10 protein-coding genes are annotated in these 12,236 nt (G+C 66.9%); 6 read left to right on the top strand and 4 right to left on the bottom strand.

Annotated elements, in window-relative coordinates; translation table 11 throughout:
* The first annotated feature begins 197 nt into the window (after positions 1–197).
* The 5 genes from K4043_RS09260 to K4043_RS09280 all read left to right on the top strand — a co-directional run bounded on the left by K4043_RS09260 (position 198) and on the right by K4043_RS09280 (position 8,096).
* On the top strand, positions 198–1,181 hold the full coding sequence (locus tag K4043_RS09260) for a LysR family transcriptional regulator (RefSeq protein ID WP_121039345.1): 984 nt from the start codon (positions 198–200) through the stop codon (positions 1,179–1,181).
* Between the two features lie 225 nt (positions 1,182–1,406).
* Entirely contained in the window at positions 1,407–2,495 is a 1,089-nt protein-coding gene (locus K4043_RS09265; RefSeq protein ID WP_265309084.1) for an efflux RND transporter periplasmic adaptor subunit, read from the top strand.
* Positions 2,492–5,617, top strand: a complete 3,126-nt coding sequence (locus K4043_RS09270; RefSeq protein WP_123730341.1) for an efflux RND transporter permease subunit — start codon at positions 2,492–2,494, stop codon at positions 5,615–5,617. Before K4043_RS09265 ends, K4043_RS09270 begins: the two co-directional genes overlap by 4 nt.
* Positions 5,618–5,746: 129 nt before the next feature.
* Complete coding sequence (locus K4043_RS09275) at positions 5,747–7,264, top strand: alanine/glycine:cation symporter family protein (protein WP_259259334.1); 1,518 nt, start codon at positions 5,747–5,749, stop codon at positions 7,262–7,264.
* Positions 7,257–8,096 carry a TrmH family RNA methyltransferase gene (locus tag K4043_RS09280; protein ID WP_265309085.1) on the top strand — a complete coding sequence of 280 codons (840 nt, stop codon included), beginning with the start codon at positions 7,257–7,259 and terminating at the stop codon, positions 8,094–8,096. The genes K4043_RS09275 and K4043_RS09280 overlap by 8 nt, the downstream gene beginning before the upstream one ends.
* A 307-nt stretch (positions 8,097–8,403) precedes the next feature.
* Here K4043_RS09280 and K4043_RS09285 read toward each other — a convergent pair whose 3' ends face one another.
* From K4043_RS09285 to K4043_RS09300, 4 genes are all read right to left on the bottom strand, one after another.
* Positions 8,404–9,825: a M20/M25/M40 family metallo-hydrolase gene (locus K4043_RS09285; protein WP_265309086.1), complete on the bottom strand. Its 1,422-nt coding sequence runs from the start codon at positions 9,823–9,825 to the stop codon at positions 8,404–8,406.
* A gap of 250 nt (positions 9,826–10,075) precedes the next feature.
* On the bottom strand, positions 10,076–10,489 hold the full coding sequence (gene mscL / locus K4043_RS09290; protein WP_123730345.1) for a large-conductance mechanosensitive channel protein MscL: 414 nt from the start codon (positions 10,487–10,489) through the stop codon (positions 10,076–10,078).
* 54 nt (positions 10,490–10,543) lie between these two features.
* Positions 10,544–11,251 (bottom strand): fumarylacetoacetate hydrolase family protein, encoded by a 708-nt coding sequence (locus K4043_RS09295; RefSeq protein WP_123730346.1) that lies wholly within the window; start codon positions 11,249–11,251, stop codon positions 10,544–10,546.
* Positions 11,252–11,359: 108 nt separating this feature from the next.
* Positions 11,360–11,635, bottom strand: a complete 276-nt coding sequence (locus K4043_RS09300) for a hypothetical protein (protein ID WP_121039319.1) — start codon at positions 11,633–11,635, stop codon at positions 11,360–11,362.
* Between the two features lie 177 nt (positions 11,636–11,812).
* Between K4043_RS09300 and K4043_RS09305 the strand changes: the two genes are divergently transcribed.
* Positions 11,813–12,160: a Rieske (2Fe-2S) protein gene (locus K4043_RS09305; protein WP_265309089.1), complete on the top strand. Its 348-nt coding sequence runs from the start codon at positions 11,813–11,815 to the stop codon at positions 12,158–12,160.
* Positions 12,161–12,236: the final 76 nt, after the last annotated feature.

Below are 12,236 nucleotides of genomic sequence, written 5' to 3' on the forward strand. Positions count from 1 at the left end.
GCAGGGGAAGGGTCGGGCCGGTGGCGGCGCAAGGCGCCCGCGCGCGGCCGGGCCGGGGGTCGGTCAGACCGTACCGCTGGCATATGACCGCGCGAAATGACCTGATTACCTTCTTAAACAACGTTTGGTTATAAGCTGGTGACGGCATTTGCCCTACAGTCGGATGGCCCCCTCTCCATGCGCCGTATCGCCCGCCCATGACGCTGACTCAACTTCGCTACCTGGTCGCCATCGCCGACGCCGAGCTGAACATCACACTGGCGGCGTCCCGTGTGCACGCCACCCAGCCCGGCCTGTCCAAACAGCTCAAGCAGCTGGAGGATGAACTCGGCTTTCTGCTGTTCGTGCGCAAGGGCCGCAGCCTGGAAGCGGTGACCCCGGCGGGCGTGGAAGTGATCGGCCGTGCCCGCGCCGTCCTGGGCGAGGCCAACAATATCCGGACCTATGCGGCCAACCAGCGCCGTGAAAGCCAGGGCCAACTGGTGCTCACCACCACCCACACCCAGGCGCGCTTCGTGCTGCCGCCGGCGGTGGCGCGCATCAAGCAGGCCTACCCGCAGGTCAGCGTGCACCTGCAGCAGGCCGCTGAAAGCGACGCGCTGGACCTGCTCAGCCAGGGCGATGCGGACATCGCCATCATCAGCACCGCGGGCGGTGAGCCCACGGCCGGCCTGGCCATTCCGCTGTACCGCTGGCGCCGGCTGGTGCTGGTGCCGCGTGGGCACGCGCTGGATCGCCCGGGCGCGGCGCCGGACCTGCAGGCGCTCGCCAGCCACCCGCTGATCAGCTACGAATCCTCCACCCGCGGCAGCTCCTCGCTGCAGCGCGCCTTCGCCAGCGCCGGGCTGACCCCGGACATCGCCTTGACCGCCCTCGATGCGGACCTGATCAAGACCTACGTGCGCACCGGCCTTGGCGTGGGCCTGCTGGCGGAAATGGCGGTCAACGCCAGCGATGAAGACCTTCGGTCCTGGCCGGCCCCGGCGCCGATCGACGAGTGCATCGCCTGGGCGGTGCTGCCGCGCGACCGCGTGCTGCGTGATTACGCGCTGGAACTGGTGCACGTGCTCGCCCCGCAGATCGATACCCGCGACCTGCGCCGGGTGATCGACGGCAACCAGGAAGCCAACTGGCCGCTGCCGCCGACCTGGGAATCGCTGACGCAGACCATCACCGTCTAAAGAGGGTGATGGCTGCCAGCGCATTCCACCGTTCCCCCGCGTCGCAGGCAGTGCGCACTTCGACATGCGTTGATACATGGCGTTACACGCGCCAGGCCCCCCAGCACGAAAGGGCTTTCGCCCGTCACCGGTAGATGTGAAGACGCCGGTAAACGCTTGGCACATATGCCTTCACCCGGGCCCTCTATACACTCGGCGGTCGAGAAACAACCGGGATTGCATTACATGTTGGGACGCATCGCAGCGCGCTTCGCCGCTGGCATCGCCTTGGTCGCTTTGGCAGGGTGTGGCAGCAAAGACGAGGCCGCTCGCCGGCAGGCAGACGCCGTACCGGTCACCACCCAGGTGGTGCAGACCTCGGCATGGAGCGACACCCTGCAGGCGCTGGGCACGGCCAAGGCGCGCGAGTCGGTGACGGTCACCGCCAAGGTCAGCGAAATCATCGAAACGGTCCACTTCGAGAGCGGCCAGCAGGTCAGCGCCGGTACGCCGTTGGTGACCCTGCGCGGCCAGGCCCAGGAAGCGGCCCTGCTGCAGGCCCAGGCGACCTTCCAGGAAGCCGATCAGCTGTACAAGCGGCAGCGCGAACTCGCGGCCCAGCAGCTGGTGGCCAGCTCCACCCTGGATACGCAGCGCGCCATCCGCGATGCCGCCGAGGCGCGTGTGCGTGAAATGCAGTCGGACATCGGTGACCGTCGCGTGCGCGCGCCGTTCGCCGGCGTGCTCGGCATCCGTCAGGTCAGCGCCGGTTCGCTGGTCACGCCGAGCACCGCGATCACCACCCTGGACGACATCGAGCGCATGCACGTGGACTTCCAGGTGCCCGAGGCCGAGTTGGCCTCGCTGAGCAACGGCGACAAGGTCACTGCCACCAGCGTGGCGTACCCGGGTCGCAGTTTCGAAGGCGAGGTCGCCACCATCGATACCCGTGTCGATCCCGGCACGCGTGCGGTTACCGTGCGCGCGGACTTCATCAATGCCGACCACGCACTGCGCCCGGGCATGCTGCTGGACGTGCGCATGTTCCGCCCGGAGCGCCAGGCGCTGGTGATCCCGGAGATCGCGGTGGTCCAGGTCGGTCGCGATTCCTACGTGTTCCGGGTCAAGCAGGACCAGAGCGTGGAACGCGCCGATATCATCGCCGGTGGGCGTCGCAGCGGTGTGGTGGAAATCCGCGAAGGCCTCGCCGCGGGCGACCGCATCGTGGTGGACGGCACCGGCAAGCTGCGCCCGGGCCTGAAAGTGCAGGCTGATGAGGCCGCGCCCGCGACCTCTGCACCGGCACCTGCCACCCAGCCGGACACCGCCGGATGAAACTCTCCGACATTTCCATCCAGCGGCCGGTCTTCGCCGTGGTGATGAGCCTGCTGCTGGTCGTGCTGGGCTTCATGTCGTTCACCCGCTTGACCCTGCGCGAGCTGCCCGCCATCGATCCGCCGATCGTGTCGGTCTCGGTGGATTACACCGGTGCCTCGGCGGCGGTCATCGAGAGCCGCATCACCCAGGTGCTGGAAGATGCCCTGGCCGGTATTGAAGGCATCGACACGATCAACGCGCGCAGCTCCAACGGGCGCTCGCAGGTCAGTATCGAGTTCACCTCCAACCGCGATATCGAAGCGGCCGCCAACGACGTGCGCGATGCGGTCAGCCGTGTTGCCGACCGCATGCCCGAAGAGGCGCGGCCACCGGAAATCGCCAAGGTCGAGAGCGACGCTGACCCCATCATCTGGCTCAACATGAGCTCGACCTCGATGGATACGCTGGAGCTGAGCGACTACGCCGACCGCTACATCGTCGACCGCTTCTCCAGCCTGGATGGTGTCGCCCAGGTGCGCATCGGTGGCCGCCAGCGCTATGCGATGCGGATCTGGCTGGACCGCGACCAGCTCGCTGCGCGCGGTCTGACCGTAGGCGATGTGGAAAGCGCGCTGCGCAACGAGAACGTGGAACTGCCGGCCGGCCGCATCGAATCGGCCGACCGCGATTTCACCCTGCGGGTGGAGCGCAACTACGTCAAACCCGAGGACTTCGCCGGCATCCCGCTCGGCAAGGGCACCGACGGTTACGTCGTGCGCATGGGCGATGTGGCCAAGATCGAACTGGCCTCGTCCGAACGCCGGGCCTACTACCGCAGCAACGGTGAGCCGAACATCGGCCTGGGCATCGTCAAGACCTCCACTGCCAACGCGCTGGATGTCGCCCGCGAAGCACGCGCCGAAGCCGACCGGATCAGCAGCACGCTGCCGGAAGGCACGCGCATCTTCGTGGCCTTCGACAACACCACCTTCATCGAGGCGGCGGTCGATCGCGTGTACGCCACGCTGGTCGAGGCGATGCTGCTGGTGCTGGCGGTGATCTGGCTGTTCCTGGGCAGTTTCCGCGCGGCGTTGATTCCCGCGGTAACGGTGCCGGTCTGTCTGATCGCCGCCTTCATCGCGCTGTACGCCTTCGGTTTTTCGATCAACCTGCTGACCCTGCTCGCGTTGGTGCTGTGTATCGGCCTGGTGGTGGATGACGCCATCGTCGTGGTGGAGAACGTGCAGCGTCGCATCGATCTGGGCGAGCCACCGCTGGTCGCATCAAAGCGGGGTACCACCCAGGTGGCGTTCGCGGTGATCGCCACCACTGCCGTGCTGGTCGCGGTGTTCCTGCCGGTCGGCTTCCTGGAAGGCAATACCGGCCGTCTGTTCCGCGAGCTGGCCGTGGCGCTGGCCGCGGCGGTGGCGCTGTCGGCGTTCGTGTCGCTGACGCTGACCCCGATGATGGCCTCCAAGCTGCTCAAGCCGCATACCGGCCAGGCACCGAAGGGCCTGCACGGGGTGATCAACCGCAATCTGGATCGCCTGTCGGCGGCGTACGGGCGCTTCCTGGAAGCGCATGTGACCCGCACGTGGGTCTACATCGTGGTGATGATCCTCTCGCTGCTGGCCAGCGCGCTGCTGCTCAAGGTGCTGCCGTCCGAGCTGGCCCCGGCCGAAGACCGTGGCTCGTTCCAGATCATGATTGATGGCCCGGAAGGTGCCGGCTTCGACTACACCGTCGGCCAGGTCCAGCAGGTCGAGAAAATCGTCTCCGGCTTCGTTGGCGAAGATGAGCCGATCGTGCGCGCCAACCCGCGCGTGCCCGGTGGCTGGGGCTCCAGCGAAGAAATGCACACCGGCCGCATCAGCGTGTTCCTGCAGCCATGGCGCCAACGCGATGTGTCCACCCCGGATGTGGCGGCCGAGCTGCAGACCCACCTCAATGACCTGCGGGGCGTACGCGTGCGCACCCAGGTCGGTGGTGGCCTGGTGCGCAGCCAGGGCCAGCCGTTCCAGATCGTGCTGGGGGGCCCGGAGTACGCGGAAATCGCACAGTGGCGCGACCGCATGCTGCTGCGCATGGCCGACAACCCGGGCCTGGTCGGCACCGACTCGGACTACAAGGAAACCCGCCCGCAGATGCGCGTGAACATCGACCGCCAGCGTGCGGCCGATCTGGGCGTGTCGGTCACCGCGATCGGCAGCGCGCTGGAAACCATGATGGGCTCGCGCCGCGTCACCACCTTCGTCGACAACGGCGAGGAGTACGACGTGCTGGTCCAGGCCGGTCGCGAAGGCCGTGCCTCGCCGGCCGATCTGGCCGCGATCCGCGTGCGTGCCAGTGGCGGCGAACTGGTCCCGCTGTCCAACCTGGTCACGCTCAGCGAAGTGGCCGAAGCCGGCAGCCTCAACCGCTTCAACCGGCTGCGCTCGATCACCATCAGCGCCGGCCTGGCCCCGGGCTACCCGTTGGGCGAGGCCATCGCCTGGGCCCAGCAGGTGGCCAGCGAGGAGCTGCCGCAGCACGCACAGATCAGCTGGAAGGGCGAATCGCGCGAGTACCAGAATGCCGGCAGCGCCGTGCTGCTGACCTTCGCGATGGCCCTGCTGGTGGTGTTCCTGGTGTTGGCCGCGCAGTTCGAGAGCTTCATCCATCCGCTGGTGATCATGTTGACCGTGCCGCTGGGCGTGCTCGGCGCGTTGCTGGGGCTGTATGTCAGTGGTGGCACGATCAACCTGTTCAGTCAGATCGGCATCGTGATGCTGGTGGGCCTGGCGGCCAAGAACGGCATCCTGATCGTGGAATTCGCCAATCAGCTGCGCGATGAAGGTCGCAACGTGCACCAGGCCATCGTCGAATCGGCGATGGTGCGCCTGCGCCCGATCCTGATGACCTCCATCGCCACCGTGGTCGGTGCGATCCCGCTGGTGGTGGCCGGGGGCCCGGGTTCGGCCAGCCGCGGCACGATCGGTGTGGTGGTGATCTTCGGCGTGACCGTGTCCACCTTCCTGTCGCTGTTCGTGGTGCCGGCGTTCTACTCGCTGCTGGCCCCGTACACCCGCTCGCCGGAAGCCGTGGCCCGCGAACTGGCCCGCCAGGAAGCGGAAACGCCTTCGGTCGGTGGCCATGCCTGACCCGAATGGGCGGCAATGCCGCCCATTCATTGAAATTGCCACTACGCAGTCCGGCCCGGATCGTGGAGAATCGACCGGGTCCCAGCCGACGGGGACGTTCCTTTTGTTTCCGCCGACTGGAGAGAGCGCGTGGAAGAAGTAGTCAGTTTCATCAACGGGATCATCTGGAGCAAAGCGCTGATCTTCCTGTGTCTTGCCGCAGGTCTGTACTTCAGTGCCCGTACCCGTTTCATGCAGATCCGCGGGTTCGTGGAGATGTGCCGCCTCACCGTACAGGGTGAGAAATCCGACGCCGGTGTCTCCTCGTTCCAGGCGCTGGCCATGTCCATGGCCGGGCGCATGGGTATCGGCAACATCGCCGGTGTCGCCACCGCGATCGCCTTCGGTGGCCCCGGTGCGATCTTCTGGATGTGGGTGATGGGCTTCCTCGGCGCCTCGACGTCGTACGTGGAGTGCACCCTGGCGCAGATCTACAAGACCAAGGATGCCGAAGGCCGCTACCGCGGTGGCCCGGCGTATTACATCGAAAAGGCCATGGGCCTGAAGTGGTACGCGCTGGCATTCGCCGTGGCGACCATCATCGCCGCTGGCTTCCTGATGCCGGGCGTGCAGGCCAATGCCATCGCCGACAGCATCATCAATGCCTGCCGTGGCGGCGCCTTGTGCGGGCCGCTGGATGGGCAGTTCATGGGCCTGGAATCGGTGCAGGCGCTCAAGCTGGGCATCGGCATCGTGGTCGCGCTGCTGCTGTCGGTCGTGATCTTCGGCGGCGTCAAGCGCATCGCCAACTTCGCCGAGGTGGTCGTTCCGTTCATGGCCGCCGCCTTCATCCTGATGGCCATCACCATCATGATCATCAACTACGACCGCGTGCCGGACATGTTCCGCACGGTGTTCAGCAGCGCCTTCGGTGCGCATGCCGCATTCGGCGCGATGATGGGCCTGGCGGTGGAGTGGGGCGTCAAGCGCGGCATCTACGCCAACGAGGCCGGCCAGGGTACCGGCCCGCATGCAGCGGCCGCCTCGGAGGTTTCGCATCCGGCCAAGCAGGGGTACGTGCAGGCCTTCGCGATCTACTTCGACACCATGATGGTGTGCACCGCCACCGCGTTCCTGATCCTGGCGGCGGGCACCTACAACGTGTATTCCCCGGTCCCGGGCGGCGCGCCCGTGTTCGCCGGCCTGGCCGGTGTCGCCGAGGGCGCGGGCTACGCGCAGGCGGCGGTGGAAACCGTCATTCCGGGCTTCGGCGCGGCCTTCGTGGCGATCGCGATCTTCTTCTTCGCCTTCACCACGATCATGGCCTATTACTACATGGCCGAAACCAACCTGACCTACGTCAACAACAACGCCAAGCGCCCGCTGACCGTGCTGCTGCTGCGCCTGGGCATCATCGGCATGGTGATCTTCGGTGCATTCCACAATGCCGGCATGGCGTGGGCGCTGGGCGACATCGGCGTGGGCCTGATGGCGTGGTTGAACATCATCGCGATCCTGATCGTGCAGAAGCCGGCGATGCTGGCGCTGCGCGACTATGAGCGTCAAAAGAAGCTCGGCCTGGATCCGACCTTCGACCCCGATGCCCTGGGCATCAAGAACGCCGATTTCTGGCGTCAACGCAAGCTGGAGCTGTCCCGTAGTGAATGATCCCTGGAAGAATGCGCGCCGTCCGTCCGCACGGCCGCCGCGCGCCACGCCGCTGCCCCCCCGCGAAGGTGGCACCCCGCCGCCGCCCGGCCGTGGCAACGACGAGCTGCGCCTGTACGGCTGGAATGCCGTGCAGGCGCTGTTCGAGCATCGCCCGCAGGCGCTGCGCAAGCTGTACCTGACCGAGTCGCTGATCCCGCGCATGCAGCCGGTGTTGAAGTGGTGCGTGGCCAACCGCGTCGGTTACCGCGTGGTGGAAGAGGGGGATCTGAACAAGCTCGCCGCAACCACGCATCACGAAGGCCTGGTGGCCGATGTGCTGCGGGCACCGATGCTGGAGCTGGAGGAGTGGCTCGCTACGCTGCCGGCCGACAAACCGGTGCTGGCGCTGTGGCTGGATGGCGTGGGCAACCCGCACAACTTCGGCGCGATCCTGCGCTCGGCGGCACATTTCGGCGTGGCCGGGCTGCTGCTGCCGCCGGGGTCGACGCTGGCGTTGTCCGGCGCGGCCGCGCGCGTGGCCGAGGGTGGCGCTGAATCGGTGCCGCTGGTGCGCCTGCCGGAACTGCCCGAGGCCATGGCCCAGCTGCGTGCAGCCGGGCTGAGCCTGGCCGCAACGCTGGTGGATGGTGGCGAAGATCTGTTCGCCAGCGCGCTGCCGTCGCGCCTGGTCTATGTGATGGGCGCCGAAGGCGAAGGCATGGATCGCGAATTGGCGCAGGACTGCGATCACCAGGTATCGATTCCCGGTACCGGTGCGGTGGAAAGCCTCAACGTTGCCTCGGCAACGGCGGTACTGTTGGCGCAGTGGTTTGGACGCCGTCGCGTTTGACCATTGGCCGCATGTTTCGGGGACGCGCGTCATCATTCGCGCTGCCCACGGTGTGATCGGTTTCACCGAACTCGTCGTGACTACATCGCTTTCGGATTAATCGCATAGTGCATGCAGTGAAAACTGCGCACAGTGCCGGGCGGACGCGGTGCTGCGTGGGTGAGGAGAGACACCCCCGCAGCGCGGCGCCCCGCTTGTCCGGACCGCGAGGGTCTAGCGGCGCTCACCGCGTGGGGTGTGATGTATCCCGGTAGCCCGGTCGCTGTGCGACCGGGCTTTTTTTGTACCCATCACTTGCGTGTCGGGATCATTCGCTCGGTGGTGTGGTCGGCTTGGCTTCGCTGCCGAAGCTGCCCTCGGCCTCGGCCGCCAGATAGGCGAACACGGTGTAGGCCGCTACGTTCTGCGCCAGTGCGGCCGGGTCGATCTTGTCGAGCGTGTCGTCGGCGGTGTGGTGCAGGTGGAAGTAGTCGCTGCCATCCTGCGCCAGCCACGCCCATGCACCGCCCTTGGCCGCCAGCGGACCCACGTCCGGCCCTGGGCCGCCCTTGTCGGCGGCGTACTCGATGCCGAGCGGCTTGAGCACCTCGGCGATCTGGCGGGTGGCCTCGCGCGAGTTGGCCGGGTTCGGCGAGCCGGTGTTGAAGGCGTAGATGCGGCCCGCACCGAAATCGCTCTCGGCCGCCAGCTGGTGCAGTACCACATCCTTGGCGTGCGCTTCGGCATACGCCTTGCCGCCGTACAGGCCCTGCTCCTCGTTGGCGAAGGCGATCACGCGGATGGTGCGCTTGGGCGCCTGCTTGAGCTGGCCGATCAGATGGCCGGCTGCCATGGTGATGCCCACGCCGGCGCCGTCATCCACCGCGCCGGTGCCCAGGTCCCAGGAATCGAGGTGACCGCCGATCACCACCACTTCCTTGGGCAGGCTGCGCCCGGTGATCTCGCCGATCACGTTGTACGAGGTCGCCTTGCCGTCCCAGCCGCAATCCAGGCTGAGTTTGAGCGTGGTGCTGCCGAGCGCGACCAGGCGCGCCAGCTGGTTGGCATCGGGCACCGACAGTGCCGCGGCCGGGACTGGAGTCAGGCCGTCATCGAAGCGGGTGATGCCCGTATGCGGCACGCGGTGCGAATCGGTGCCGGCCGAGCGCATCACGAAGCCGATCGCACCCTTGCGGATCGCCTCGGACGGGCCCTTGCTGCGCACCGCGCCACCGTTGCCGTAGTCGCGGCCATCGCGGTAGGCGGTCATCTGGTAATCGACGAAGGCGATCTTGCCTTTCAGCGAGCCTTCCGGCGCGGCCTGCAGCGCGGCCAGGTCGGCGAAGCGCACGACTTCAGCCTCCACCGTGCCGCCCGGGCTGCCGCCAAGGGCGGTGATCGTCAGCGGCTGGGCATGCTTGCCGATCACTTCAGCGTGCTCACTGCGGCGCTCCCACTTGGGGAAGGTGACCGGCTCGGTCCAGACCTTGTCAAAGCCCAGCGACTTGAACTTGGCCACCGCCCAGGCCACGGCGCGTGCGTCGGCTTCACTGCCGGCGATGCGCGGGCCGATCTCGGTGGTGAGCGACTCGACCACCTTCCAGCCGGTGTCGTCCTTGAGCGCCTGCTCGCGCAGCTCGGCAGCAGTGGCCAGCGACTTGGGCGGCAGCGTGGTGATGCCGGTCGCCGCGAACGCGGGTGCGGCCAGCAGGGCGAGGGAAGATGCGATGGCGAGGACGCGGCGACGCATGGACGAACTCCGGGAAACGGGGCGGAAGCGTCCGAGCTTACCAGCCTCTCCCAGACGCACATGGGCGGTAGGTCATGCTCCGCCGAATGCTGTTTTCCAAAAGCGAAATCCCCGCCAAAGCGGGGTTCTCAAGGTAGTGCCGGCCGCTGGCCGGCTCCGCGCGATGCAGGTTATCCGGTGAGCCGGCCAGCGGCCGGCACTACCGTTTCCGGGCTGCCGGCCGGCGGCCGGCACTACCCGTATAGCCGCCTCAGTGCTTGAGGTTGTCGCGGATCTCGCGCAGCAGCAGCACTTCTTCGCTCGGCGCCGCCGGGGCGGCCGGCTCGGCCTGCTTCTTGCGGGCCAGGCGGTTGATGAACTTCACGACCATGAAGATCGCAAAGGCCACGATCACGAACTGCACCACGGTGTTGAGGAAGTCGCCGTAGCCGATCACCACCGCTGGAATCTCTTTGCCATCGGCCGCAACCCGGGCCGGGGCCAGGGTCCAGGCCAGCTCGGAGAAGTCCACGCGGCCGATCATCCAGCCCAGCGGCGGCATGATGATCTTGTCCACCAGCGCGGTGACGATCTTGCCGAACGCCGCACCGATGACCACACCGACGGCCAGATCGATGACGTTGCCGCGCATGGCGAATTCTTTGAACTCAGTCAGTACACCCATCGGGCTCTCCTGTCGCAGTGGGGAAAAAGACGCCGCAGCGTAACGCAGCGGATGTCATCCAGCGATGATGCCGTGGCGCTCGGCCACGTTCTCCAGGCGCGCGCTGAAACGGTCGCCCGGCTTCAAGGCGGCGACGCCGGACGGCGTGCCCATGAACACCAGATCGCCTGCGCGCAGCGCCCACAACTTGGACAGCTCATGCAGGATCTCCGGCACGTTCCAGATCATCTGGTCCAGCAGCGACTGCTGGCGCACTTCGCCGTTGATCTCCAGCGACAGATTGAGGGCGGCCAGATCGCCGACTTCACCGGCCGGGACCAGCTCGCTCACGGGGGCGGACTGATCGAAACCCTTGGCCGGATCCCACGGGTGGCCCTTGGCCTTGGCCTGCGCCTGCAGATCGCGCCGGGTCAGGTCCAGGCCGACGCCGTACCCGAACACCAGCGACTCGGCCTGGTCGACCGGCAGCTCGCCAGCAGGCGCGTCCTTGCCGATCGCCACCACCAGCTCCACCTCGTGGTGCAGGTCCTGGGTGGCGAGCGGGTAGGGGATTACATCGTCATGGCCGACCACGATCGCATCGGCCGGCTTGCTGAAGAACATCGGGCGGCCGCGATCATCGGCGGACGGCACGGCCGCGCCCATCTCGCGCGCGTGATCGGCGAAATTGCGACCGACACAGTAGATACGACGCACCGGGAAGGTACCGCCGCCGGCGACCGGAATACGGGGTTGCTCGGGCGTGGGAATTACATCGGTCATGCGCGCGTCCTGTGGAGAGGTTTCGCCGCAGTCTAGAGCGTTTTCCCGCTGCCAGAAACAGAAACGGCCGCGCAGGGCGCGGCCGTCATCAGGAGGAATGCGCGCTGATCAACGCGACATCGGCAAGGCCTGCTTGCGGACCACCCGGTACTCGCCGTCCACGACCTGCGACGGAACGGTGCGCGCACTCTTGCGCTGGGCGAGCAGCTTCCATGCCAGACCGGCGATGATCATCGCCGCGCCCACGAACACACCGACGAACACCAGCGCGGCCAGGATCGCAAGGCCCAACAGACCGACCGCGACGCGCACCAACGGGTGGCGCGGCTTGCGCGGCGCGAACAGGGCACGGAACTGGTTGAACTGGAAGATGCGGCTGTACATGGCACTCTTTTTGGCTGAGGTCAGCAGTGGACGAGTATCCGTGCTGACCTTTGTGACTGAGTGAAAAAAGCGTTAAACGCCCCCCGCACGCATTGCAAATCAATGACTTGTATTCATCCGGCAGCCAGTGACATGAGCGCGTGAGACACTGTGCCTCCACTGCCTCTTGTAGATGCCATGTCCGTTCCAGAGACCGCCGCCGCCGCCCTCATCGCCCTGGACGCCATGGCCGACGGGGGGTTCGCCGAAACCGATGCCCGCATTGAGGGGGACAGCGAATCGGTGGTGTTGTACCGCGACGGCGACCAGGTGCGCGCCTGGCTGAACATCTGCCCCCATGCCGGCCGCCGGTTGGATTGGGCCCCGGGGCAGTTCCTGAAAAGCAAGGAAGGGCACCTGGTCTGCGCAGCGCACGGCGCTTCATTCTCGCTGGACACCGGTGACTGTGTCGCAGGGCCATGCCGTGGTGATCGCCTGCGCGCGGTGCCCGTGCAGGTGCGCGACGGGCAGGTCTGGTTGGCGTGACAACGACCGTTGGGCCGGGCCCCATCGGTAGATAGCGACCGTTGGTCTCTACGCCTCGGATGTCGCCCACCGACCG

This window comes from Stenotrophomonas sp. SRS1, from assembly GCF_026130205.1.
GTDB classification, from domain to species: Bacteria; Pseudomonadota; Gammaproteobacteria; order Xanthomonadales; family Xanthomonadaceae; genus Stenotrophomonas; species Stenotrophomonas rhizophila_B.